Annotated in this window: 25 protein-coding genes, 2 tRNA genes and 1 pseudogene; 12 read left to right on the forward strand and 16 right to left on the reverse strand. The window is 61.6% G+C overall.

The annotated features are described in order from the left end of the window. Both GWE18_RS39385 and GWE18_RS39390 read right to left on the reverse strand, forming a co-directional pair. Positions 1–1,072: Hpt domain-containing protein (locus tag GWE18_RS39385; RefSeq protein ID WP_275190919.1), on the reverse strand; the 1,072-nt coding region annotated here is incomplete at its 3' end. 192 nt (positions 1,073–1,264) lie between these two features. Next, complete coding sequence (locus tag GWE18_RS39390; RefSeq protein ID WP_275190920.1) at positions 1,265–1,912, reverse strand: histidine phosphotransferase family protein; 648 nt, start codon at positions 1,910–1,912, stop codon at positions 1,265–1,267. Positions 1,913–2,062: 150 nt separating this feature from the next. On the opposite strand from GWE18_RS39390, the gene GWE18_RS39395 reads away from it, so the two are divergent. Continuing rightward, on the forward strand, positions 2,063–2,884 hold the full coding sequence (locus GWE18_RS39395; protein WP_275190921.1) for a 3'(2'),5'-bisphosphate nucleotidase CysQ: 822 nt from the start codon (positions 2,063–2,065) through the stop codon (positions 2,882–2,884). 123 nt (positions 2,885–3,007) lie between these two features. On the opposite strand, the gene GWE18_RS39400 is transcribed toward GWE18_RS39395, so the two are convergent. After that, a complete protein-coding gene (locus GWE18_RS39400; protein WP_275190922.1) occupies positions 3,008–3,514 on the reverse strand; it encodes a YHS domain-containing (seleno)protein in 507 nt (168 codons plus the stop codon). 111 nt (positions 3,515–3,625) lie between these two features. Here GWE18_RS39400 and GWE18_RS39405 point away from each other — a divergent pair, with 111 nt between their 5' ends. The 3 genes from GWE18_RS39405 (at position 3,626) to GWE18_RS39415 (ending at position 5,843) form a co-directional block, all read left to right on the forward strand. Beyond that, positions 3,626–4,243 carry a DUF1134 domain-containing protein gene (locus GWE18_RS39405; RefSeq protein WP_057853012.1) on the forward strand — a complete coding sequence of 206 codons (618 nt, stop codon included), beginning with the start codon at positions 3,626–3,628 and terminating at the stop codon, positions 4,241–4,243. A 128-nt stretch (positions 4,244–4,371) separates the two neighbouring features. Further along, complete coding sequence (locus GWE18_RS39410; RefSeq protein ID WP_057902979.1) at positions 4,372–5,652, forward strand: hypothetical protein; 1,281 nt, start codon at positions 4,372–4,374, stop codon at positions 5,650–5,652. Between the two features lie 116 nt (positions 5,653–5,768). After that, positions 5,769–5,843 (forward strand) — tRNA-Val (locus GWE18_RS39415). A 241-nt stretch (positions 5,844–6,084) separates the two neighbouring features. Here the strand turns inward: GWE18_RS39415 and GWE18_RS39420 are convergent. Further along, a pseudogene (locus tag GWE18_RS39420) lies at positions 6,085–6,330 on the reverse strand (transposase); the annotation flags it as partial. Further along, the gene (locus GWE18_RS39425) at positions 6,320–6,766 is read right to left on the reverse strand and encodes a VOC family protein (RefSeq protein ID WP_275190923.1); all 447 of its coding nucleotides are present in this window, start codon (positions 6,764–6,766) and stop codon (positions 6,320–6,322) included. The pseudogene GWE18_RS39420 and the gene GWE18_RS39425, both read right to left, overlap by 11 nt. Positions 6,767–6,986: 220 nt before the next feature. On the opposite strand from GWE18_RS39425, the gene GWE18_RS39430 reads away from it, so the two are divergent. Then, positions 6,987–7,346, forward strand: coding sequence for a tyrosine-type recombinase/integrase (locus GWE18_RS39430; RefSeq protein WP_275190925.1), 360 nt, complete (start codon positions 6,987–6,989; stop codon positions 7,344–7,346). 208 nt (positions 7,347–7,554) lie between these two features. On the opposite strand, the gene GWE18_RS39435 is transcribed toward GWE18_RS39430, so the two are convergent. Next, a complete protein-coding gene (locus GWE18_RS39435; protein ID WP_275190926.1) occupies positions 7,555–8,451 on the reverse strand; it encodes an alpha/beta hydrolase in 897 nt (298 codons plus the stop codon). Between the two features lie 155 nt (positions 8,452–8,606). Between GWE18_RS39435 and GWE18_RS42430 the strand changes: the two genes are divergently transcribed. The 4 genes from GWE18_RS42430 to GWE18_RS39460 all read left to right on the forward strand — a co-directional run bounded on the left by GWE18_RS42430 (position 8,607) and on the right by GWE18_RS39460 (position 11,888). After that, positions 8,607–9,818, forward strand: coding sequence for an alpha/beta fold hydrolase (locus GWE18_RS42430; protein ID WP_342804337.1), 1,212 nt, complete (start codon positions 8,607–8,609; stop codon positions 9,816–9,818). Between the two features lie 184 nt (positions 9,819–10,002). After that, positions 10,003–10,099: transfer RNA gene (locus GWE18_RS39450), tRNA-Val, on the forward strand. A gap of 199 nt (positions 10,100–10,298) precedes the next feature. Continuing rightward, entirely contained in the window at positions 10,299–10,904 is a 606-nt protein-coding gene (locus GWE18_RS39455; protein ID WP_245322907.1) for a hypothetical protein, read from the forward strand. Positions 10,905–11,048: 144 nt separating this feature from the next. After that, positions 11,049–11,888, forward strand: coding sequence for a response regulator transcription factor (locus GWE18_RS39460; RefSeq protein ID WP_275190927.1), 840 nt, complete (start codon positions 11,049–11,051; stop codon positions 11,886–11,888). A gap of 32 nt (positions 11,889–11,920) precedes the next feature. On the opposite strand, the gene GWE18_RS39465 is transcribed toward GWE18_RS39460, so the two are convergent. The 9 genes from GWE18_RS39465 to GWE18_RS39505 all read right to left on the reverse strand — a co-directional run bounded on the left by GWE18_RS39465 (position 11,921) and on the right by GWE18_RS39505 (position 21,891). Then, positions 11,921–13,426, reverse strand: coding sequence for an HlyD family type I secretion periplasmic adaptor subunit (locus tag GWE18_RS39465; protein WP_275190928.1), 1,506 nt, complete (start codon positions 13,424–13,426; stop codon positions 11,921–11,923). After that, positions 13,423–15,159: a type I secretion system permease/ATPase gene (locus GWE18_RS39470; RefSeq protein WP_275190929.1), complete on the reverse strand. Its 1,737-nt coding sequence runs from the start codon at positions 15,157–15,159 to the stop codon at positions 13,423–13,425. The genes GWE18_RS39465 and GWE18_RS39470 overlap by 4 nt, the downstream gene beginning before the upstream one ends. Positions 15,160–15,271: 112 nt before the next feature. Beyond that, a complete protein-coding gene (locus GWE18_RS39475) occupies positions 15,272–15,793 on the reverse strand; it encodes a hypothetical protein (protein ID WP_275190930.1) in 522 nt (173 codons plus the stop codon). Between the two features lie 267 nt (positions 15,794–16,060). Further along, positions 16,061–17,245 (reverse strand): hypothetical protein, encoded by a 1,185-nt coding sequence (locus tag GWE18_RS39480; protein ID WP_275190931.1) that lies wholly within the window; start codon positions 17,243–17,245, stop codon positions 16,061–16,063. Positions 17,246–17,761: 516 nt separating this feature from the next. Beyond that, positions 17,762–17,905: a hypothetical protein gene (locus GWE18_RS39485; RefSeq protein WP_275190932.1), complete on the reverse strand. Its 144-nt coding sequence runs from the start codon at positions 17,903–17,905 to the stop codon at positions 17,762–17,764. Between the two features lie 101 nt (positions 17,906–18,006). Beyond that, positions 18,007–18,186: a hypothetical protein gene (locus tag GWE18_RS39490; protein ID WP_275190933.1), complete on the reverse strand. Its 180-nt coding sequence runs from the start codon at positions 18,184–18,186 to the stop codon at positions 18,007–18,009. A gap of 120 nt (positions 18,187–18,306) precedes the next feature. After that, positions 18,307–19,629 carry a M20/M25/M40 family metallo-hydrolase gene (locus tag GWE18_RS39495; protein WP_275190935.1) on the reverse strand — a complete coding sequence of 441 codons (1,323 nt, stop codon included), beginning with the start codon at positions 19,627–19,629 and terminating at the stop codon, positions 18,307–18,309. A gap of 22 nt (positions 19,630–19,651) precedes the next feature. After that, positions 19,652–20,167, reverse strand: coding sequence for a hypothetical protein (locus GWE18_RS39500; protein ID WP_275190936.1), 516 nt, complete (start codon positions 20,165–20,167; stop codon positions 19,652–19,654). A 176-nt stretch (positions 20,168–20,343) separates the two neighbouring features. After that, a complete protein-coding gene (locus GWE18_RS39505; protein WP_275190937.1) occupies positions 20,344–21,891 on the reverse strand; it encodes an acetolactate synthase large subunit in 1,548 nt (515 codons plus the stop codon). A 229-nt stretch (positions 21,892–22,120) separates the two neighbouring features. Between GWE18_RS39505 and GWE18_RS39510 the strand changes: the two genes are divergently transcribed. Both GWE18_RS39510 and GWE18_RS39515 read left to right on the forward strand, forming a co-directional pair. After that, the gene (locus GWE18_RS39510; protein WP_275190938.1) at positions 22,121–22,714 is read left to right on the forward strand and encodes a L,D-transpeptidase; all 594 of its coding nucleotides are present in this window, start codon (positions 22,121–22,123) and stop codon (positions 22,712–22,714) included. 88 nt (positions 22,715–22,802) lie between these two features. Next, entirely contained in the window at positions 22,803–23,615 is an 813-nt protein-coding gene (locus GWE18_RS39515) for a DUF2927 domain-containing protein (protein WP_275190939.1), read from the forward strand. Positions 23,616–23,627: 12 nt separating this feature from the next. Here the strand turns inward: GWE18_RS39515 and GWE18_RS39520 are convergent, their stop codons facing one another. After that, positions 23,628–23,924 carry a hypothetical protein gene (locus GWE18_RS39520; protein WP_275190940.1) on the reverse strand — a complete coding sequence of 99 codons (297 nt, stop codon included), beginning with the start codon at positions 23,922–23,924 and terminating at the stop codon, positions 23,628–23,630. Positions 23,925–23,948: 24 nt separating this feature from the next. Here GWE18_RS39520 and GWE18_RS39525 point away from each other — a divergent pair, with 24 nt between their 5' ends. Further along, positions 23,949–24,947 (forward strand): LysR family transcriptional regulator, encoded by a 999-nt coding sequence (locus GWE18_RS39525; protein ID WP_275190941.1) that lies wholly within the window; start codon positions 23,949–23,951, stop codon positions 24,945–24,947. Position 24,948: the final 1 nt, after the last annotated feature.

The following is a 24,948-nucleotide window of genomic DNA, read 5'->3' on the forward strand; positions in this document are numbered from 1 at the left end:
AGTTGCGCACCATGTGGGTCAGGGGATCCTTGATCAGGTCGAGCACCTGGCGGTCGAGCTCGGTGTCGGCGCCGTGCATTTCCAATTCAATTTGCTTGCCGAGTTCGCCGGAGAGGTCGCGGACGATGCGCGGCAGCTTCTGCCAGGCATTGCCGATCGGCTGCATCCGCGTCTTCATGACGCCTTCCTGCAGCTCGGCGGTGACGTTGGAGAGCCGCTGCAGTGGCACCTTGAACTCGGTGTCCTCGTTGCGCCGGGAGATCTCCAGGAGCTGGTTGCGGGTCAACACCAGCTCGGAGACCATGGTCATCAGATGTTCGAGGGTGTCGACGTTGACGCGGATCGACTGGTTGGCGATCTTGTCGGCTTCCTGGACGTCGGCATCCATGGCAACCGGCTTGCGGGCCGGCTTTGCCTTCGCCGTTTCCTTGGCCGTTTCCTTGGCCGTTTCCTTGGCAGTTTCCTTGGCTCCCTTAGCCTCAGGCGCGGGCGCAGCCTTGGCGACAGGTGCCGGCGCGACTTCGGTCGCGGTCTCGCGGAAGGCGCGCTCGAGGTCGTCGAGCGACACCTCGCCGGGACGCAGCGGGCGTTCCAGCACCTGGTCGACCAGCGTGCCGGCCGTGATGGCCGGCTGCACCGGCGGTGCCGCGACCACGGCAACGGGCGCGGCCTTCGGCGCCTCGTCCTCGGCATGCCTGGCGCCTTCGGCCATCGCATGCAGCTTCTCGATCAGGTCTTCGTCGGTGCCCTCGGGCTCGGTCTCGGTGGCTTCGAGGCCGGCGAGGATCTCCTTGATGCGGTCGATGCTGCTCAGGATCAGCGTCACGGCCTCGGCCTTGACCGGCATGCCGTCGCGGAATTTGCCCATCAGGGTCTCGCCGGCATGGGCGAGCGCCTCCAGCCGCGGCAGTCCCAGAAACCCGCAGGTGCCCTTGATGGTGTGGACCAGGCGGAAGATGTTATCCAGAATCTTCGCGTCGCTCGGGTCCTGCTCGAACCGCACCAACTGATTGTCGACCGTATCCAGGCTCTCGCTGGTCTCGGTCAGGAACTCCCGCAACAAATCATCCATGAAACTGGCCTTCGTACGCACCGGCACGCGACATCGACGCGCCTTACGGAACGAGACCAGCTTCTATGCAAAGCGTTTAATATTGGTTGAGCAAATGGAAAAGAACGGGATCAACAAAGAGATAAGGCGGCTGAATTAGATTTTGCCGCCTTTCTTCAACCGTTGGTTAACCATGTTTGCGCGTTGGCGCGCTTAGGCCGCGGTGACGACCACCTTTTCCCCGTCAAGCGCGAGCGTCACGCTCAGCCCGCAGGCCTGCGCCAACAGCCGCGTATAGTAGGGCTGCACCGCGTGCGCATCGATGGACGCAGTCGAACTCGCACTCACAAGATCGGCGATGTTCTGCGGCACGCGGGCGTTCAGGCCGGAAGAAGTAACGCGAAAGCTCATCGTCTCGCCGTCACCGATCGGATCGATCGTCAGCGTGCCGCCGCGCGGAATCGTCTGCTGCGCAATGATCAGCATGTTCAGCAGCAGCTTGACGCGATTCTTCGGCAACAGCAGGCGCGGCAAATTCCAGGTGATGGTGATCTTGCCGTCCTCGATATGGCCGCGCGCCATGGTCTGGGCATCGCCGAGATCGATCTGCGCACCCGCCGATCCCGCCGCGCCAAACGCCAGCCGGCAGAACTGCAATCGTGCGGACGCGGTCTTGGCGCTCTTGCGGATCAGATCGAGCGCGAAATCGCGGTCTTCGGGCTTCGGGTTGTCGTCAAGAACCTCAAGCCCATTGACGATTGCGCCAACCGGGCTGATGAGATCGTGACAGACTCGCGAACACAAGAGCGCCGCAAGTTCGAGGGTATCGGGAGCCGGACCGGGAGATGAAATGCCAGACATCAAAGGTTCCTCGAAAGCCGCCGAGTCCCATGTTCCTGGCGGACAGTTTACGAATCACGCGTGCTTTCTGGTTTGATACACTGCGCAGCCCGGTGCTGCCAGCGCGGGGCGGCAATGGTAAGGCAAGAGAACAGCAAATGGGCCTAGCTCATGAATGAGGCACACCCCATACTCGATCGCGACGCTGCCGCGGCACTGATCGAACCGCTGACCGAGATCGTGATCCGGGCCGGAGCAGCCATCCTTGCCGTCAACCGCTCCGCCATGAAGGTCGACGGCAAGATCGACGGATCGCCGGTAACGGAGGCCGATCTGGCGGCTGACCGAATCATCGCCGAGGGCCTTGCCCAGCTGGCGCCCGACATACCGTCGCTGTCGGAAGAGCGCGCCCAGCAGGCCACGCTGCCCTGCAAGGACAGCTTCTTCCTGATCGACCCGCTCGATGGCACCAAGGAATTCGTCGCCGGCCGCAACGAGTTCACGGTCAATCTGGCGCTGGTGACCGACGGAACGCCGATGCTCGGCATCATCAGCGCGCCTGCGCTCGGGCTGATCTGGCGCGGCATTGTCGGCCGCGGCGCGGAGCGGCTGACGCTTGGCACGGGCAAGCCGCTGATCGAGCCGGTTCGTACCCGCCCCTGCCCGCCGCGCGGCGAGCCATGGACAGTCGCGGTCAGCCGCTTGCATGGCGATGCCAGGACCGAAGCCTTTATTGCGGGAAGGCCGGGCGCGATACGCTGCGAGCTTGGCTCGGCGGTCAAGTTCGGCCGGGTGGCCGAAGGCGGGGTCGATATCTATCCCCGGCTGTCGCCGACCTCGGAATGGGACGTGGCCGCGGGCCATGCGGTCGTCGTGGCCGCCGGCGGCCGGATCACGGATTCAACCGGCGCGGCGCTGGCTTTTGGCACGGGGCGGAAGGACTTCATCGTTCCGGAATTCATCGCCTGGGGCGATCCGAAGGCGGCGCCCTGAAGGCTCTGTAGCCCGGGCGAGCGAAGCGACCCCGGGACCGGTGCCAGCCAAATGGAATACGCGAAGTTGTCACCACTATTCCCCGGGGCCGCTGCGCTCGCCCGGGCTACGGTGGTCCGCGGCCTACTGCGCGAGCCCTTGCACCAGCACCGGCCAACGCGCGGTGGCCTCTTTGAGGAAGCGCGCGGGTTCGGCGGCGAACGTATCGCGGTTTTCCTCGCGGCCGAACAGATAGAGCCGCTGGCCCGCAACCACCCAAAAGCGCGGGTTGCCGGCATAGGTCACCCCTCGCCCAAGATCGACCGGGTCGTAGCCGCCGAACTGAGGCCCGTAAATCTCCGGATGCGCAACGAAAGAAGCGCGGTTGCCTTCGTTGCGGAAACGCCAGACGGCGCCGGCGCCCCGCGCTTCGAAATCGGGCAAGCCCTCGATGGCCATGGACTCCGTAAAATAGGCGACGGGATCGAAGCCACCGATGGCGAGGCCGGAATAGCGGTTCACCACCACCCGCTCGGTGGTCGCGGCCCGCGCGGCAAAATCAAGGCTGAGCAAGCTAAAAAAACTCGCCAATAAGGCAATAAGGGCTATTCCGGGGCGCAAAGCGTATCTTTCCTGCCGTTGTGCCGTCATAGTTGGTGCCGATAACATGCGAGTCGAGGGGACACTGGGCGCAACCTAGAGCCATGCTTGTTGGCGTCAGGTTAAGGCGGCGGCCAGAATTTCGATGCCAGGGGTTCTTTCATGACGTTTGCTTCACGCCTTGCCGCGGTGACGTTTGCCGCGCTGATCTGCTGGACCGTGCCTGCCGGCGCGCAGCAGCCGCCGCCACCGGCGTACCCAGCGCAGCAGCCGCCACCGCAACGCCAGCCAGGGCCCGACACCTTCCATCCCGACGAACTGGTCTCGGCCGGGCACAAGTTCTTCGGCAACGTCTCGCGCGGACTTGCTTCCGTCATCGAGCGCGCGGTCAGCCAATGGGGCCTTCCCAATGGCTACGTGCTCGGCGAGGAAGGCTCCGGTGCTTTTGTGGCAGGCCTGCGGTATGGCGAAGGCACGCTCTACACCAAGAACGCAGGCGATCTGCGGGTTTACTGGCAGGGACCGTCGGTCGGTTTCGACTGGGGCGGCGATGGCGCGCGCACCATGACGCTGGTCTACAACCTGCCCGCGACCAACGCGATCTACCAGCGCTTCGTCGGCATCGATGGCTCCGCCTATATCGTCGGCGGCTTCGGCATGACCGCGCTCACCGCCAACAACATCGTGCTGGTGCCGATCCGCTCCGGCATCGGCTTACGGCTCGGCGCCAATGTCGGCTATCTCAAATATACCCCGCGCGCGACCTGGAACCCGTTCTGAGCCGGTTTTCGGATATCCACACGCAACTCGTCCGCTCGATTCAGGTTAATGCGGCAATGGGCTGGCGTTGCCCCGGCGCGGCGTGGCAATGTGATTAACGAATCCTTGTCTGTGTGGAGTGACCATCCATGATCGAACCGATCATGTACCTGGCGATCGGTTTTCTGGTCTCCATGCTGTTCGGTCTGATGATCGTGCCGCTGGTGCATAACCGTGCGGTGCGGCTGACGACGCGGCGGCTCGAAGCGGCAACCCCGCTGTCGATGGCCGAGATCCAGGCCGACAAGGACCAGTTGCGCGCGGAATTTGCGATGTCGGCACGGCGGCTCGAAATGAACGTCGAGCAGCTCAAGAACAAGACCACCAGCCAGCTCGCCGAACTCGGCAAGAAGAGCGATGCGATCAACCGCATGAAGATCGAGCTCGGCGAAAAGAACGCCACGATCTTTTCGCTCGAAGCGCGCGAGAAGGCGATGAAAGAGCAGTTGCGCGCCACTGAAGAGGAATTCGCAGCCAAGACCGAACTCTTGCGCAACGCCGAACAGGCGCTGACCGACAAGCAGGCCGAACTCGCCAGGATCAATCACGAATTGAACAGCCGTTCGATGATGGCGGACAGCCGCCAGGTCGAGCTGGTCGCGGTGCGCACGCAGATCGAGGAACTGAAGGGCCGCGTCGGCGACGCCGAAAAGGAATTCTCGACCACGCAGGCCCGCCTCGCGCAGGAGCGCGCCGATTCCGAGCACGCGACGCGCGAACTGACGGAAGCGCGCGGCCGCGTCGAAAATTTGAGCCAGCGCGTCACCGATCTCGACCGGCAATTGATCGTCCAGGTCAAGGAAGCCGAGATGCTCGGCAACCGCGTCAACGACCTCGAAGCGCGGCTGGCGATGCAGGGCAAGATCCTCGCCGAGCGCGAATACGAAAACAATCAGCTCCGGCAGGCGAACGAGAACGCTGAACGCGCCGCACGCGAACTGCGCGAGGAGATCGCGGCGACGAACGGCGGCAAGTCGCCGATCGTCGAAAAATTGCGCGCCGAGAAAGCGGCGGTGGAGGAGCAGCTCCGCATTGCCCGCGACGAACGCGCGAAACTCCAGCGTGACATCAACGCGATTCAGCAGCAGGCCGAAAGCTCGTGGCAGACCGAGCGGATGGAAAACGCGCTATTGCGCGAGCGCATCAACGACATCGCCGCCGAAGTCGCCAAGCTCGCCATGCAGCTCGAAGGACCGAATTCGGCCATCGAGGCGATGCTGGCGGCGGAACCTTCGGTGCCGAAGGTGCCGGCCAAGCCCGCCAACGACGTCGCCGGCACCCCGCCGATCGGCGAAGGCGGCGGGACGCTCGCCGAGCGGATCCGCGCGCTGCAGTCGCACGCTTCACGGGCCCGCCAGCAGGGGGCGTAATTCCCGCCTGATCGCGCGAAATCGCGACGTTACGGCCCGTCTGATCGCTTGACACTTGGGGTCCGTACTTCGTAAATCGCGGCTCTGACGGGGCTCATTGTTCGCCCACATTTCCCGGACGCATAGCTCAGCGGGAGAGCGTTCCCTTCACACGGGAGAGGTCCAAGGTTCGATCCCTTGTGCGTCCACCATCCGTTCCGACCTTTTGCAGACAAGATCGACACCAGACGATCATCTACGCCATCCTGGCGCAGCCGTAAGCGTTTGTGCATACGCACGAAAGCGGAGATCGGGTTCGAACCGAGGCTTTCGTGACCGTCCGATCAAAATATCGAAAAACAACCCCATGCAAAGTAGCCAAGGGACCGGCATGGCCTGCGTCTTTTCCGAAACCATTTGACGCCTCGGGCACAGAGGCACCGCGCCATCATGGATCATGGCTTCTGACACGTCGATGCGGGCCTCGTAGTCGCGGACGAGGCGCCGCCATCGTGTCATCCAGCCGAAGGTCCGCTCGACGACCGAGCGTCGCCGCAGAACATTGAACCCAGGCTGGCCTTCGATGCGTCGGACGACTTCGATGACGAAATCAAGATAGGCGGCCTCCATGAGCTTGCCCCGGTCGTAGGCGCAGTCGGCGAACAGATGCTTGATCCAAGGCCAGCGCTTACGAATGGCGGCTGAGTTCTTGGGCGAGTCCGATGAGAAGCCCTTCAGGCCCACGGATGTAGCAGAGCCGATACGCGTCTTTATACTGGACTACTTCGCCTACGAGCTGCGCGCCGCGCGTGCGGAGCCTTTCAAGCGTCTCGTCGATGTCGTCCACGGCGAACATGACGCGGAGGTAGCCTAGGGCGTTGACCGGGGCGTTCCGGTGATCTGCGACGACAGGCGGCGTGAGGAAGCGGGAGAGCTCGAGCCGGCTGTGGCCGTCCGGTGTGCGCATCATGGCAATCTCGACACGCTGATCGCTCAGTCCAGTGACACGTCCGGCCCATTCTCCTTCGATCGTGGCCCGCCCTTCGAGCTCAAGGCCGAGTTCGCGAAAGAAATCAATCGTCCCGCCGAGGTCTTCGACGACGATTCCTACGTTGTCCATCCGCTTGAGCGCCATGTTTCCAATCTCCAAGGTGTCCTTTCAGTCTACAAGGCGTCGCCTAGTCTAACAACGGACGCTTGAGGTGCCCCCAACACCGATAGATGATGACATGTGGACGTGCGGTCATGTCCACATGTCTACAATTTCTGCGCGTCGTGATAGCCGCCGGCCGGGGAAGCTCGTCCGCACATGGGAGAACGAGCCCTTCACCGTCTATGACGACAATGGCGGTCAGATGAAGAAGGCCATCGCAGCGGCCCGGCTGCGCACCCAGGTCTTTGACGTAGCTCCCTACACCGCCCGGCACACCGTCTCGACGCAGTTGGTTGTCGAGGGCGTCCATCCGCACAAGAAGGATCAGATACTCGGCCACGCCGCCGACGACATGAGCCGCCACTATACGCACGTCCCGCAGGCCCCGTTGATCGAGGCAATCAACAAGCTGCCGACCATTCAGGCATGGCTCGATGCTGACTGGATGCACACGCCGGTCGCCCTGACACACCGCCGGGCGAAGACTTTGAAGAAGGCCGAACGCAAAGCGGGCGAGCATGCGTTCGCCGAGTGGCGAGCAAGGCGTGCGGTCAGAAGCTGACATCGACCGCATATTCAGCCGCGTCTGCTTTGGGCCACAAGCGCAGATCGAAGGATCGCTGATGCGAAGTCCGGACTGCCCTCAATGCCGGACCAGCCCCAGGCGACGAAGTTGGTCGGCTTCGGGCCATTTCCGGACCTAGCGTGCGCAACCGACCAGACATTCCGATGCTCGCTCAAAAGCAGAACGGCCATCAACTGAGGCAGCCTCAACGTTTCGACAGGAACTCTATCACGGCAGCGCTGAATCCAGCCGGATCGCGAAGAGGCGCATCGTGATTAACGTTATGCAGAGTGATCTTGCGGGCGCCAGGTATGCACTTGCTGAACGCGTCATTGATCAGCCTCCAGGTTGCAGACGATTTCTCCCCTCCTAGGACTAGCGTCGGCCGACTGAAATTCTTCAGTGTGTCGCATGTGATTGCGGTTGGCGAAGCCGCGAACAACAGCGGCGTGGTCCGGGAATTGTCGAGCCAAATCGTCTGCGCTACCTGCGGCTCACGGTCGAACCCGCCATGTGGGAGGTAGAACACCCCCTCTAGCAGTAGCCGGGTCGCTTGGACCGCGTCACCGGCGTTGTTTGCAGCGACTGCCGGACCAAAAATTTTGCTCCGATCTTCGAGCGCTTCTTTTTCCTCGGGGCTATCAGCCGAGAGAACTTCCCACACGGCCGGTTCGTAAAGAATTAGGCTGCGGACCAGTGAAGGATTCTTCAACGCCGCTTCCGTCGCCACCGCACCGCCGTAGGACCAACCGACGAGGTGAACCGGTCCAGTGTTGAGCGCCATGATGAACTTTGCGAGATCACTGGCATGGGTCGCAACGCCGAATTGCTTCCCGTCATCCTTCCAGGCGCCAATCCCGAAATATCTCTGGGTATAGGCGACGAACCGATACTTCTTGGCAATCTCGTCTCTGATCGGTTCCCAGGCGCGAAGATCGGAAATTGCTCCATGGATAAAGACGATCGGCTCGCCTGAGCCCTGCTCCACATAAGGCAGGCGAACCCCGTTCACCTCGGCTTCTTTGGTCGATGGGCCCGACATTGCACTGGCCGGGACAAGAAGGCACGACAGTAAAAGTGCGAATACGGACGGATGAGCCATTGTCTCCTCCCTGGCTTACCCTTGCAGCATGGCGTCGATTGTGCCTTCCCCGGTCCGGCCGCGCTTTGCCGTGACCTTTATTTCTTATTGCGATACCATTGATTTGCACGGCGAAGCCGTTGTTCGGCCGCCTTTGCTCGCACTGGAGTGCACCCTTGGCTTACCTTTTTGGCGGCATGATTCTCGATGCCGAGCGGCGCGAGTTGCGGTCGGGGGCGAAGTTGATTCCGGTCGAACCGCAGGTGTTCGACATTCTTGTTTACTTGATTCGCAATCGCGACCGTGTGGTCAGCAAAGAAGATCTCCTCTCGGCCGTTTGGGATGGGCGCATGGTTTCGGATTCCGCGATTGCAGCTCGGATCAATGCCGCTCGGCGTGCGGTCGGTGATGACGGCGAGCAACAGCGCTGGATTCGCACCGTCATCCGCAGAGGATTCCGGTTCATTGGCGATGTCCGCGAAGACGCAGTGGAGACGCGGAGTTCATCGGTTGAGGCGGCTGCCCGTCAGATGCCGTGTCGTCCCTCGCGCGGTCAAGAAATCACATTTTGCCGGACCACGGACGGGATTAATCTTGCCGTGGCATGTGTCGGCCAAGGCATGCCTCTCGTGAGTATTCCGACCTGGCTTACCCACCTCGAATACGACTGGCAGAACCCAGGCCGGGCGCCGCTCTGGCGTTTCCTCGCCGATCGCTTCCGGCTCATTCGCTTCGACGGTCGAGGTTTTGGGCTTTCCGATCGCAACATCACCGACATTTCCCTTGCAACGTTCGAACGCGATCTAGAAGCAGTGGTTGGTGCATTGCATTTGCGGCGCTATGCACTTCTGGGCATATCGCAAGGGGTGGGAACGGCTATCGCCCATGCTGCTCGCTATCCCAATCGCGTCACCAAGATGGTCTTGGTCGGTGGGTTTGCGCTCGGCCGCAATAAGCGAGGCTCCTTGGAAGAGATCGAATTGGGAAAGGCCCTTATTGCCGTCATGCGTGAAGGATGGGTGAACGAGAACTCGGCATTTCTGAGGATGTTCAGCTCCGTTTTTCTTCCAAGTGCCTCGCCCGAACAGATCAAGTGGTACGCAGACCTGCTGCGTGTATCGACTTCCGCTGAAAACGCAGTGAGGAATCATAACGGCATTGACGAAATTGATATCGTCGACCTTCTGCCGAAGGTATCCGCTCCGGCACTTGTCCTGCACTCTCGTTACGACAATCTCGTGCCATTCGACGAGGGACGCCGCATGGCCACGTCGATCCCGAACGCGAAGTTCGTAACTTTGGACTCAGAAAACCACGTTCCGATACCAGGTGAGCAGGCATGGCCGAGGTTCATCGGCGAGATCGAGTCTTTTTTGTCGGACGTCTAATTGCTCTGCCCCACTCGAAGTCCGCTTTGGGTCAAAAGCGGCGGCAAATGTCGAGCCGCGTCGGGTCCGGTCTCGCTCTAACAGCGGAGATATGCCGGTTGCGAGCAGGCGAGGCTGAGCGGTTCACGAACTCCCGAATGTCCGCTTAGGGTCGTAGCCGTGCAAAATCCGTGCGCAGATCGCCGGACGCGTTGCAAGTTTTGAATTTATTGTCAGATCAAAATTGACCCGCAGCCTTCACACGGGAGAGGTCCAAGGTTCGATCCCTTGTGCGTCCACCATCAAGCCCGTGAAATATGGGCCTGCACCTGCCGCAAGACTTGAATGCGCCGGCATTAACGATGCAAAAGCTTGCCGCGGCGAAAGCCGGGCGCTTAATGAGCAGTTAATACTTTTGCGCAAATGATAGACAACCAGCGCAAAATTTAGATCGCCGCAAGAACTGCGAGCGGAACTCAGGCCCCGTCATGAGGGATTAGCATGAGAACGCTTCTCATTGGTGTTCTGGCTGCGACCCTGGTTGGCTGTAGCTGCCTTTTACCGCCGCAAGCGAGCATGGAAGCATGCACGGACGCGAGTGGGTCCGGCTGTCTCAACGGCATGGCGCTCAGCCGGTCGATTGAGCCCGCGCCAGCGTCATCCAAGACCAATTCCGCTACAACGAACGTCAAGTCCACGATCGCGACGAAGACGGAAAAGCCGTCGGCAGCCCACGTCCGCGACAGGCCCCAACTCGCTAAGAAAAAGTCGAAGCCCGCCATGATCGAAGCGAAAGTAGAGGCTCCGGCATCTGATCGACCCGCTGAGACGTCCGATCCAGTCATTGCCAAGGCGAAGACCACGATTGCTGCGAAGCTGGAGGACCCGGCATCTGCCGAGTTTGGCGAGATGAAACGGGCCATCCGCAAAAATACGCTCGGGAAGCCCATCGACACCATTTGCGGCCGTGTCAAAAGAAAAATGGCGTCAGGCGACGATGCCGGAGACTGGCCGTTTCTTTATCTCGTAACGGAAGATGAAGCATACGTCGTCAATGGCTCCGCGAATTCGGCGGCAGCGAGCGCGTATCGCAATATTTGCAGCTAGCCTGGAACGGTAGGACCGCTTCCAAGGATCTATTGCGACGGACCAGAAGGTCCTGACGACGTTCCTACGAACGAACTCGAAGTTCGTGAGCAACGTCGCGATAGGCAGCAATTCGCTGCAGAGTGTGTGGGGCAGACTCGCTCCATGGAAAATGGAAATCAGAAACTGGTGGAGTGGCTCAGCATTTACTCTGAATTCGGGGATATCATGGACGATTTTACTAATACCGCGGAACTAGCCCAGGGATCACAGAAATTACCGGTGCTCGTGATCATCGAACAACATGTCCTGGCGCGTACCTGCATCCTCAACATCCTCAAGAGAGAACTCACTGGGTTCGAAATCGTCGAGATGGCAACGACGAGCGGTCTGAGCTGGTTCTCAGGCAGAGATATTCGCCTGATCGCGCTCAATGTCGGAGACAAGGAGATCACTGACCCTGCGATTGAGGTCAGTCTCGCGTTTCTCGCAGAATTCTGTCCGAAAGCATCCGTTGCCCTGTTGTCAAATCGTGACGACGAGGTGACGATTTCGGCCGCGATGCAGCGGGGGGTCCGTGGCTTTTTCCCGAAATCGATTCCGGTCGAAGTAGCCATCGCCGGATTACGTCTGGTTCTCGCCGGTGGGGTCTATCGACCCTTACCGATCGTTGAGCAAAGTGGTACGTCGAGCCTCAAGGCGCTATCGGAACACCTCGACGTTCCCGAAGTATCCGAAATCCACGAAGGCAACGGCGCCACCACGCTTGTGCCGGAGCGGACGATGGTCGACCTTACGCCACGCGAACAACATGTGCTCGAGGCGCTGCAGCTCGGCCTTCCCAACAAGTTGATTGCCGTCAGGCTCAACCTTTCGGAAAACACCGTAAAAATGCATATTCAGCGCATCATGCGAAAATGTTCCGCGCGCAACCGCACCGAGGCGGTGCTTCGCTGGAGCCGGCAATTAAACGGTCATGCGCACTTGCGAGTGCGGTCATCTTGAGGGCTGCCGGAGTTCGCAGTTTTGGTCCCGCTCTAATCCTCGCGGAACGCGCTGTTGAAGCTGTCGAGCAGAGGCCTGAGGGCGTAGAGCGCCACGGTGCCGCGACCAGTCTTGATGAACACCTGGGCCGGCATTCCCGGAATAATCTGGACACCATCGATGCCGGCGCCGACCGGATCCTGCACTCGAATCTTCGTTGCGTAGTAGGGCTGATCTGTGCGCTTATCGACAAGACGATCGGCAGAAACGTGCGTCACAGTCCCATGGAGCCGTGGTACGCGGCGCTCATTGTAGGGCAACAGATTCACGTCGGCGCCCAGTCCGGGACGAACCACATCGATGTCCTCGGGCCTGACGCGCGCAATCACGATGAGCCGATCCTGCCGGGGGACCAGATCCATGAGAGGTGCGCCGGCGCCAATGACGCCGCCCGTGGTATGAACCCTCAGGTCCGTTACGACGCCGTCCTGGGCCGCCTTGACCGCCGTTCGTGACAGTTGGTCGTCGGCCGCCTGCAGTCGCTCGCGTATCTGAAAAATCTGGTTTTGCACCTCGCGCAGCGACTGCGCGATCTCGTTCTGGCGATCGTTTTCGAGTTTGAGAAGAGTTGCCTGCGATTCGTTGATAACCTGCCCGGCGCGCGATATCTGCGCGACAATCTCACCCCGCCGCCCCTCGATGTCAGCCATCTCCCGCTCAAGGTTCAGAAGACGCGGACGCCGCTCAAGTCCCTTGTTAACGAGCATGGCGACGGTTGCCGCTTCTTCGCGGACGATTTCGATGCGCCTTGAGGCCGCGCTTTCCTGCGCCCTGAGGCCCTCGATCTCTTTCTCCACCTGCAACCTTTTCTCCCGATTTACGGCCGCTTGCGCTTGAAAGACCTGCCGACGCGTTTCGAAGATGGCTTGCTGCCCCGCAAGGACATCTGCGACTGACGGGCTCGTATTCTGCGCCATCTCCAACTTGGCAGGAAACGACACCCGCTCTTCTCCTTGCTGTTCCGCCTGCAGCCGTGCTTCTCGTGCCATCGCCTCCCACAACTGGCCTTGCAGGCTCTGGGCTTCGGCACGAGCCTTGGTGTCCTCCAACGAGATCAGTGTTTGTCCAGCGCGGACAACGTCGCCGTCCGCGACCAGAATTTCCCTGATGATGCCACCCTCAAGGTGCTGAATCGTCTTGCGGCTCGACTCGGATTCGACGGTGCCGATAGCAATCGCGGCGCTCTCGAGGGGGGCATAGGCTGACCAGGTACCGAGACCAACGACGAAGCCGCAAACCAGCAGATTTCCTGTCCAGGTGATACCGCGAAGTCGATCGCGGAGCGCCGGCGGCGCCGATCTCAACCACCGTGGGACCTCCCAGATCTCGACGTGAGCGAATGCAATTTTCAGACGAGCCCATCCGCTTCGCGCAATGAGACGGTAAAAACGTTTGATGCGGATCCAGGTGACACCGCGCAGCCGGTCGAACGCCGGCGCCGCCGATCCCAGCCACCGTCGAAGCTTCCGAAAGTTGATGTGAGCGAATGAGATTTTCATGAGACAGGTTCGCGCGAAGCAACTTGGGGCCTTGCCAAACACCTTTCGAAAATCTCCCTGCTGTCGCCGAATGCGCTGACCGCGCCGCCCTGCATGATGGCAAGCTTGTTCGTTGCGCCGAGAATCCCTATCCGGTGGGTGATGATGATCACCGTTGTATTGGCCGCCTTCATCCGTTCAATGGCGTCGAAGAGCATGCGCTCGCCGAGACTGTCCAGGCTGGAGTTCGGCTCGTCGAGGACCACGAGGTGCGGGTCGCCAAAAAACGCCCGTGCAAGGCCGAGGCGCTGGCGAAACCCACGCGGGAGATTGGCCCCTCCGCCATTGACGACCGTATCGTACGCATGCGGCAGCCGAATAATCGTTTCGTGAAGGCCGGCCAGTTTGGCTGCTTCAATGACCTTCTGCAAATCGGCGTCGTCCAGCCGTGCAATGATATCCTTTACTGTTTCTCCGAACAGATCGATGTCCTGCGGCAGATATCCGAGGCGCCGGCCGGCGTCCGAATCGTGCAGGGCCAGCATGTCGATGCCATCGAGCAGGACCGAACCAGACGTCGGTGCGGAGATTCCAGTGATGATCCTGCCGAGCGTGGATTTGCCGGAGCCAGATGGACCAATGATGCCAAGGCATTCACCGGGTGCCAGACTGAATGACACATCCCTCAGCATCCAATGGCCCGATCCCGGCACGGCGACGCCAACGTTGTCGACGATGAGGCCGCCCTTCGGCCTCTCCGGCAGGGGCCGCCTGACGTTCGCAACCGAGGTGACAGCGGACATGACGTCGTTGAGCCGGCGGTAGGCGGCCAAGGCCATCGCGAATGCCTTCCAGCCTGCAACCGCCCCTTCCATGGGCGCGAGCGCGCGTCCGAACAACAGGGTCGTGGCAAAGATGATAGCGGGACTTCTGCTTTGCTCCAGGACGAGCCAGGCGGCAGTGCCCATGATCAGTACCTGCGCCAGCGCCCGCGCTGGTTTGGAGATCAGCATGATGGTTTCGCGGCGGCGTTGGACCACCTCTTGCTGGCTCCTCGCATCCTGCGCAGCCTGGCCGATCAGGCGCGCGGCGCCGTCGAGCATTCCCATGGCCCTGATCACGTGGAGGTTTCCGACGGCCATGCCGAACCATCCCTGGCTCCTCGTCAGCGCGCCAGCCGACCGCACCAGCGGTGCTTCCGTGACCCAGTCTTCGGCAACCCCGAGACCAAGCAGGAAAAGCACGCTGAGCACGCCTATCACTCCCAGCAAGGGATGCACGAGGAAGAGAACGCCGAGGAAGAGTGGTGTCCAGAGCGCGTCAAACAAGGTCGAGCAGGCGCCGGACTGGGCGAGCTGACGCAGGATCGCAAGATCGCGGTAGGCTTCCGATGCCCGCGCCCGATCGGCATAGGCGTATTTGAAGCATGCGGACAGCGCTGACGGATGGAGTTCGTCTTCAAGCCACTCGCCCATCCGGCCCAATGCAGCGCGGCGCAGCGCATCAAGCACGCCGCCAACCACGACGGTAAACGCAACGATGAGCGTCAGCATCAGGAGCGTAGCGCCGCTGCGGCTCGACAGCACGCGATCATAGATCTGAAGCAGATAGATGGAAGGCGCGAGAAGAAGAAGGTTGTAGCTGCAGCTATATGCGAAAACGAGTCCGAGCGACCCGGCGCAGACCAGCAACGCCGACTTCAACGGCGTCCGCGGTGGCGACATTGTCTGCGGCTGGAGCGGTGGCATCAGCATTGCGGTCCCGCCAGATTTGAAGTCCGAACCTTCCGCCCATTCCTCGTCGACTCCGCGACGAATTGAGAACCGGCGGCATTGCGCCGCCGGCCTCACCCCACACAGGCATTGATCAGTTGAACATGCCTGAATCGTCGATATGGAAGTACTTGGAATCGTTAAGCACGTCGTTCAAGTTCGCGGATTCGATGCTGGCCTTGAAGTAGATATCTCCACCTTCCGCCGTGTTGTTGTTCCCGCCGTCGCCGCCGACGCCGGCCATTACAGTCTGACTCTGGTCCGCAGCGAGCCAGTTATCCTGATAGGCCTTCGTGTTGGCATCCACGTCGGATTTGTTATGGCCGCTGTCGGATTCCTGGTCGCCATTCGAGACGGCCTTTCCGCCCTCTGCCTTGGAATGCTTCTCCGCCTTCGCATTCGCGCCGCCGGCGTCCCAGTATGCCTTCTGATAAACGTCATCGCCGTTCTTGACGTGGACGTCGGCGCCTTCGGCCTTGTTGGTCGGCTCGAACTTGATACTCGGGTTGCTGATGATATTGCCCTCATTGTAACCGTCTCCACCGTTCCCTGCGCTGTTGCCGCCGGTCGATGCCTTGAACACGATCGTGTCGGAAGGAAATGATGCCTTTGCCATGTGAGTCTCCCTGATGTGATTTGCACACTGTGCGTCCCAATGTGGACAGCAACGATCTTGGATTTGCACACCGGCTCGGTCTAGCCGCCAAAGCTGATGTCATCCGAGCGAGGGTGTACGCCCGAAATGCTACCCTCTCGCCGCCGGGATCCGGGAAGCGCCAATGCCGCTCGAGCCGTTTCAAGTGAAGCGGAGAAGTTCGCGCCAGCACGACGCGTCAAATCAGAACTGGAGCGCCGTTTCGATTCGATCGAAACGGAAAAGGCTCTAGGCAAGGTGATCCAGCAGGTGAAGGTCCGCCAACAGGTGCATGGCGAGATCGCCGCCAAGCGCAGCGTTGCCGTCGCCGCCGTCGCCACCGATGCCGGCCATCTGGATCGTGCTCTGATCGAACTGAACGTGGTTGCTCTGATGAGCCTCGGCAGTTGAATTGTAGCCGGCGACCGCAATGTTGATCGGCGCGTAAATGGCCACGTTGATGTCGATGAGGCTTCCTGAGAAATGGCCATTCCCGCCATTGCCGGCGCTGTTGTGGCCGGTCGCGATGACGTCAGAGCCGATCAGATCGAAGATGGAAGAGAAAATGTCCGCAGTTCCGCCAAACGCGGCGTTGCCGTTCCCGCCATCACCGCCGACGCCGGCCATCTGAACAGCGGATTGATCGAACACCACGTCGTTTGTCTGCTCGGCGTGAGCAGTGGAATTGTATCCCGCCACCGCGATGTTGATCGGGTAGTAAAACGCAAAGGTCGCGTGAATGATGCCCCCATAAGCGTATCCATCGCCACCGTTGCCGGCGCTGTTCTCACCCGTACTGATCGCGCCCGAGGCGCCAGACCCGAACGCGCCGACGTTTCCACCTGATGCGGCATTGCCATTGCCGCCATTTCCGCCAACTCCCGCGATCTGGGTCGCGGATTGATCAAAATAGGCAATGTTCGTCTGATGGGCGTCGGCTGTCGCATGGGGACCGGCCACCGCAATGTTGATCGGGCTATAAACCGCGACGGGCGCATGCACCATCGATCCGGAAAAGTGGCCATCGCCACCATTGCCGGCGCTGTTGTCACCGGTACCGATCACGCCAGGGACGACAGACCCGAACGCGCCGACCATTCCGCCTGATGCGGCATTCCAATTGCCGCCATCACCGCCGATGCCCGCAGTCTGGGTCGCGGACTGATCAACATGCACGATGTTCGTCTGATAGGCGTTGGCTGTGGCATGGGAGCCGGCCTGCGCCACGTTGAGCGGTTCGAAAGCAGCGTAGCTCCTCTCGATCAAGCTCCCTGCAAAATAGCCGTTGCCGCCATTGCCGGCGCCGTTATCTCCCGTGTGGATCGGGAAGTGTGACCACGATTTCGAGGGAAGCCACCACGAGCCTGGGGCATCGTGCCCGAACAGATGCTTGCGGTCGAAATGAACGCCCTCCGATACACCCCGACGATCCATGGCTGTTGCCCCACCGAAATTGCTGCGCGCCGACTGGACGGACGCCTGCCGCACTCAAGAGAGAATGTCACCTCGGCAAGCCAAAAGCCGAGTCGCCAATTCGGATCGCAAACGTTCGGACGGTAGACATGATAACGGTTACGCCAGTTCGGGTGTGGCCGTGTTACCTCGCCGTGAATCGCTGGACACGGTTCGATCCCATGTGCGTCCACCATTGTTCTGCTGCCCGTCTCGATATCTGTCAGTCGATTTGTGCGAAGCCATTGCCGGACAGCCGACGATGACCCGCTCAGAAGCTTGCGATGACCATCACGACCGCGATCGCGGTACCATCGGACTGCTCGCCCCATCGGCTTCGTCAAATGGCTGTTGCGCACCCACCCCGGAGAAGCGGGAATCCTGACGCTGTTCTTCTTTCCGGTGTGGTGCTTTGCTCGTGTTGCTCGGCCTGTTGATCGCGCGCAAGCCAGGACTGCGCGTGACCGGCGGCAAGCGGGTCGCGGAGAGAGGTTTAGGTCAGATCCCCAGCACCCAGATCGCGACAATGGTGCCCAGCGTCGCAAGGCCGCTGATGGTCCATCCGGTTGCGTACGGAATTTGATCGTCGCCGGTGCCGCGCATCTCGTCGGGGCCGCCGGTGCTTGCTGACCGCCACTGCATGGCATTGCTCCAGAAAGCGTGCCTGCAGCGATAACGCGGATCCGGGTTCCCGGTTCCACTCTATGGAGGGCCGTCGGACAGACGGCGCAAGATCTGTGTGATCAGGCGAAGGAAAGCCGGCGTACGTCGGAAGGTGCAGTCTCGTTTTCGTCGCCGACGATGATGGTGACCTTCCACCCCTCGCTGGCCCAGACCCGCGCTTTGGCGACCGCCACCAGCATGCTGCTTCGGTCCATCCTGACGGTCTCGTCCCTGCGTTCCGCCACGATCCTGTACGCCATCACAAAATCCCCCTACGCACGGTAATACTATGGGAATTTTCGGTTACCGCTTTGTCCGCAATTTGCTGACAATTTGGCCAATCGGGGGCATGGTTAACGGCGTTGGGGACAATTCAGGCCCTATTTGGCAGCTTTTCGTACCTGTAGCGCCGGTTTGGTGACGCCATCAAGGCCGGTCAGGATCAGCGCGGTCAAAAGTGCGTTCTGCGGGCCGTACCAGGCGTTAACCGGCTTGTACCATTCGTTGCGCGAGTGCCAGTTGCCGCCCTCCCCGCCACCGCCGATGGTGACGGCCGGGATGCCGAGCGACATCGCGATGTTGGAATCGGTCGAGGAGCCGGCAAAGGTCGGCCGCGGCCCTTTTGTCACGGCGGAGACCGCACGCTGGGTGGCCTGCACGATCGGCGAATCCATCGCGACGATGCCCGCCGGTCGGTCGCCGATCAGCTTGGCCTCGACGGTCATCTTGTCCGATTTCCAGCGCGCGTTTTCATCCGCCACCGCCTCCTTGACGAGCTCGAGCAGGCGCGCCTCGAGCTTGAGCAGTTCGTCGGTCGAATTCGAGCGCATGTCGACGGCCATCCGCGCTTCCGCCGCGATGGCGTTGACCGAAGTGCCGCCGGTTACGGTGCCGACCGTAAACGTCGTCTTGGGATCGGTTGGGGTCTGCAGCTCCGAGATTTTCGCAATCGCCCGGCCCATGGCATGGGTCGCACTCGGCAACCCGAACTCCTGGAACGAGTGTCCGCCGGGGCCCTGGAAGATGAACTCGTAGCGATGGCTGCCGGTCGCCTGGTTGACGACGCGGGTAATGCCGAGCCCGTCGATCGAGATGAAGCCATCGATATCGGTGTGATCGCGGAACAGCGCTTTTACGCCGCGCAGATTGCCGAGCTCTTCCTCGCCGACCGTGCCGACGAACATGATGTCGCCGACGGTCGCGATCTGGTTTTCATTCATCACCTTGATCAGCGACAACAATGCCGAAAGCCCGCGCGCATCGTCGCCGATGCCTGGCGCAACAATCGCGCCGTCCTTTTCCTTCACCGTCACGTCGGTGCCTTCGGGAAACACCGTGTCGAGATGCGCCGATACCACGAGCTTGGGCCGCCCGCCGCCCGTCCCCTTACGCAGCGCGATCACATTGCCTTCGCTATCGATCGACGCATCCTTGAAGCCGAGCTCCTGCATCCGCTTCTGATAGTATTCGGCGCGAACTTTCTCCTTGAACGGCGGCGCCGGAATTTCGGTGATGCGCTTCTGTTCGGCGAAGGTCCGCTCGTCGTCGGCCTTGATGTCGTCGAACGTCTTGACCACCTTGGGGTGGGCAAGAATCGCTTCCAGATCGGGCGCGGAGGCGGCCTGCGCCAGAGCCTCGTGCACCAATGCATGCTGCGCGACGGCGATAAACGCGATGGCCAGGATCGATCGTGCAAGTGTCATCAAAGATTCTCCGTTCGCAAGGCTATCCTGCGCTCAAGCCCGCATCCTTCAGCCGCCCCGCAAACCAGACGGACAAGGCATGGTCGAGGACGCCGCTGGTATAGACTTCCGACATCGTGACCTGCTTCTTGTCCAGCGTCAGCAGCACGCCGATCCAGTAGGCGAACCACAAATGCGGATCGGTCAGCGCCCGCAGCTTGTGCTGGTCATGTTCGAGCGGCTGATGATTGACCGCCTTGCGGACCTCGACCGCGAGCAGGTTGTTGGGAATCTCGCGCTGATGCACCACGATGTCGGGATAGATGGATTTTGCGAGGTGGTCGTCGGTCGAGACGATCGTTCCGTGCGGCAGCCGCAGCGTGCGATCACCCAGCCGGTCGTATTCGCAATCGATCTGCCAGCCCGGGAACTGCTTTTCGAACTGCACCGCAAGCCGGTGCGTCAGCGCGCGCTCGCCAGCCTCCTTTTCGAGCAGAAAGGTCTCGAGCGCATAGAACTCGTGAAGTGCGGTGATGACCTTGTTCAGCTCGGTCTGCATCTGGCCTCCGCACCGTCATTGCCTGCGACAAACGCGAAGCGTTTTGTGCAAGGGAGCGAAGCGACGAAGCAATCCAGTCTTGTTTCCTGGCTTTCTGGATTGCTTCGCTACGCTCGCAATGACGATTTCATAATTGCGGCATTCCGGCTAGCTCAAAACTTTCGATGGTCGTTCTCTTACATCTGCACTTCGATCAGCCGCGGACCTGGTTCAGCGATGGCTTCCGCCAGCGCCTTGTTGAAGTCGTCGGCATTGGCGACCGTGCGGCCCGGCACGCCCATGCCCTTGGCGAGCGCGACGAAGTCGAGGTCCGGGCGGTCGATCTTGAGCATATCGAGCGCGCGCTGCCCTGGCTCGCCGGCGCCGACGCCGTCGAATTCACCGCGAAGAATCTGGTAGATCTTATTGGCGAATACAATCGTGACGACGTTGAGGCCCTCGCGCGCCTGCGTCCACAGCGATTGCAGCGTGTACATCGCGCTGCCGTCGCCGACCATGCAGATTACTTTGCGGTCCGGGCACGCCACCGCGGCGCCGGTCGCGACCGGCGTCGAGAAGCCGATCGAGCCGCCCATGTTCTGCAGCCAGTCGTGCGGGGCGGCGGCGGCCGTCGGCGGAAAGAAGCCGCGACCGGTGGTGATGGATTCATCGACCACGATGGCGTTTTCCGGGATCGCCATCGCGATCGCCTGCGCGATCGAGGCATGGTTAAGCGCGCCGGTCGGCTTTGCGATTTCGACCAGCTTCTGCGGCTGCCGGTCGGCCGGCTGCGCGTGAAGCGCGCCAGCCAGCGCTTCCAGCGCGGCGACGGAATTTTCGGCGCCCGAGGTCATGCGGTGCACTTCGCAACCTTGCGGCTTCAGCATGCTCGGCTTGTTCGGATAGGCGAAGAACGCGACGGGATCGTTGGCCTCGACCAGCACGATGTTCTTGAAATCCTTCAGGATCGGCAGCGCCTGCTCGATCACGTAAGGGATGCGGTCGATCGCGAACCGGCCCCTGCCGCGCGCCATGCGCGGATTGTAGGTCTGTCCCATCACCTTGCAGCCCGTCTTGCCCGAGATCTGGGCGGCCAGCGCCAGCCCGTGTTCGGTCAGCGCGCTGCCGGTCATCAAGAGCAGCGTCGACGCGCCGCCGTTGCGCAGCACCTTGGCGGCATGGTCGACGGCCTGCGCCGAATAATTGGCGCGCTGGCTTTCCACAGGCACCTGCGCGATGCCGTCGGCCTCGTTCCAGGCGGTGTCGGCCGGCAGGATCAGCGTGGCGATCTGCGGCGGCGCGCTCTTGGCCGCGGCGATCGCGGCGGCGCCGTCGGCGGAAACGGATTTCGCGTCCGGCGAGGTCCGCACCCAGGATGACATCGGCCGCGCCAGGCCTTCGATATCCGAGGTCAGCGGGGCGTTGTAGCCGATATGATAGGTCGCGTGCTGGCCGACGATGTTGACGATGCCGGAATTAGCCTTCTTGGCGTTGTGCAGATTGGCCAGGCCATTGGCGAGGCCGGGACCGAGATGCAGCAGGGTCGAAGCCGGCGTGCCTTTCATGCGGTAGTAGCCGTCGGCGGCGCCCGTCACCACGCCCTCGAACAGGCCGAGCACGCAGCGCATTCCCTCGACCCGATCCAGTGCGGCGACGAAATGCATCTCCGAGGTGCCGGGATTGGTAAAGCAGACGTCTACGCCGCCTGCGACCAATGTCCGCACCAGACTTTCCGCACCGTTCATGGCCTCGTTCCCCTTTGCGCTTCATTTTATTGGAGCCGCTGACGATCAATCATTGTTCGTACGTTTCGTCAAAGGTTTAGCCGCACAATGCAGCCATCGCTTAGGGCATGGTGCTTTTTTAACCGCGGCATTCGAAAATGGCCGTGGTCACGGGCTCGTTGCTTGCACGATCGCCGCAATTATGGCCTCTGTCCTTTCATATTGAGATTTTTTCGTGGGGAAGAAAAAGATGACACGGGCTTTTGCTTTGCTGCTTGCGGCGCTCACCATGCTGGCGGGGGCCGGCCAGGCACAGGCCCAACTTTTCATTTTTGAGGACTCGCGCGACATCATGGGCGGCGGCCCGGGTTTCTTCCGACCCGGCATGCCCAGCGGATCGAGCCCGATCCCGCGCACCACCGTGAGCTTTGCCGGCAATTACGCCCCCGGCACGATTCTCATCAGCACCGCCGAGCGCCGGCTCTATCTCGTGCTCGGCAACGGCCAGGCGATCCGGTACGGCATCGGCGTCGGCCGCGACGGCTTCCGCTGGGGCGGAACCCACCGCATCAGCGCGAAGAAGGAATGGCCGAGCTGGACACCGCCGGCTCAGATGCTCCGGCGCCGGCCGGATCTGCCGCGCCACATGGCCGGCGGCATCGACAACCCGCTCGGCGCGCGGGCGATGTATCTGGGATCGACGCTCTACCGCATCCACGGCTCCAACGAGCCGGAGACGATCGGACAGGCGGTATCGTCCGGATGCTTCCGCATGACCAACGAGGACGTGACCGATCTCTATAGCCGCGTCCGCATCGGCACCCCGGTTATCGTAAGGAATTAGGCCGGAACCAGGCGCGGCCGCGCGCAAGCGCGTGATCCGCGTCTTTCAAGCCTTGCACGCGCGCGCCGATTGCTGCAGCGTCGTTTGAATGCGCGTGCCCTGCCGATCCCTGTATCTACGGACGCTTACGGCTGCCGTAAGCGTAGTCGCGCTCGGCGGAATCTTGGTGCCGAGCACGGCGTCCGCCGACATCCTCGCCGTCGCGCAGCGTCAGCGCGCCGAGAAAAAGATCTTCACCGACAGCGAGATCGTCGAAGGCTTTCTGAAGGTCGCCTTCGGCGCCGAATATCATCTCGCCGGCCGCGTCGACCGCATCCGCAAATATGACGGGCCGGTGCGGGTGTTTGCCGACGGCAGCCGCGCCGACCGCAAGGCGCAGCTCGCGAAAATCGTCGCCGACATCGCCGCCCGCGTTCAGCACCTCGACATCGCCATGGCCGGCAGCCTCGAAGACGCCAATGTGCAGGTCAAGCTGGTGCGCGACCGCGATCTGCATCGCACCATCACGACCTTCTACGGCAGCGACCGGGCGAAGGAGATTCGCTCCTCGCTCGACCCGCAATGCCTGTCGGGCTTCCGCAAGAACGAGAAGTTCGAAATCGAGCATTCCGACGTGATTCTCACCGTCGACAATGGCGACTTCGTCTTCTTCGACTGCGCCTATGAGGAATTGCTGCAATCGCTGGGACCGATCAACGATACGGAGAGCGTGCCCTGGACCGTGTTCAACGACAACGTCTCGAGGGGCTATTTCGGCGTCTACGACCAGTATCTGCTCAACCTTCTCTATGATCCCCGGATCAAGCCGGGCATGACTGTGCAGGAGGTCAAGGCGCTGCTGCCGGACGTGCTGGCCGACGTGCGCGCCTGGGTGCGCAAGGTCAACAACCTGCCGCAGTGACCGGCGCCGGCCTCACCCGTCATTGCCTGCGACAAACGCGAAGCGTTTGCGCAAGGGAGCAAAGCGACGAAGCAATCCATGTTTCAGCGTGCGCGGACAGATGGATTGCTTCGCTGCGCTCGCAATGACGGCGGAGAATGTGGGCAATTCCCCGCTGGCCGCAGCCCTGACGAAACCCTTCATCATGCCCCGCGCGCCGATCGACAACCCGGCCGCCCTCTCGCTATCCATCTTTTTCCGATGACAACGCAAAGTTTCGTTGACGAAAGATTGTGACTTCCAAGAGCAAATCCTATCTAATGGGGTCATGGGCGCTTCTTATAAGTTTTCCAAATGAACGACCTGCCGCGCATCCAGGCCTTGCGCTGTTTCATCACCGTGGCCCGCGAGGGCACGGTCTCGCGCGCGGCCATCTTGCTGCACCTGACCCAGCCTGCCGTCAGCCTGCAGTTGAAGGGCCTGGAGGAGAACACCGGGCTCCAGCTCTTCAACCGGACGCCGGGCGGCTTTACCCTGACCGAAGCGGGCGCCGCCCTGTTGCCGCTGGCGCACCGGACGGTATCGGCCTCGGCGGATTTCAGGGCGGCGGCAGATTCCTTGCGGGAATCGCAGCGGGCAACGCTACGCGTCGGCACGATTCTGGATCCCGAGTCGATCCGTCTAGGTCCGTTCGTGCGAAGCCTCGCCACTTCCTCGAAGAAGACCGAGGTCTTCCTGCGCTACGGGATGAGCGACGAGGTGCTGGCGCAGATCGGCAGGGGCGAGCTCGACGTCGGATACTATATTGATGCCGCGCCGCCCGAATGCCTGGCGTCGGGGACGCTGTCCGAACGCACCATCGACGACGGAAAGTTCCAGCTCACGGCACTGATGCGCTACGACTACCGCGTGATCGCGCCTGCCGAATGGAGCGGCAAGGTGATGGGAAAGGACTGGGCCGACCTCACCGACCTGCCCTGGATTGCGACGCCGCATGCCTCGGCGCATCGGCGGCTGCTCGACGACATCTTCCGGCCGATGGGATCGTTGCCGAAGCGCGTCGCCTTCGCCGAACAGGAAGACGCCATGATCGACTTCGTCGAATCCGGCAACTGCCTCAGCCTCGTCCGCGACTGCGTGCTCGACCGCATCACGCGCAAACGGAATTTCGTGGTTGCCGACAAGGTGGCGCTGACCTGCGAACTCAGTTTCGCCTGCCTGGCGTCGCGGCGCCACGAGCCGGTGATCTCGCACGCCTTCTCGGCCATGCAGGCGGTGTGGGACCTGAAGACGGGCGACGCGACGCCGGCGCCGATCGAAGCGGCGAGATCGCGGAAGAGCGCCCGAAGGTAGG

The sequence above is a fragment of the Bradyrhizobium sp. CSA112 genome (assembly GCF_029051645.1).
Taxonomy (GTDB): Bacteria; Pseudomonadota; Alphaproteobacteria; order Rhizobiales; family Xanthobacteraceae; genus Bradyrhizobium.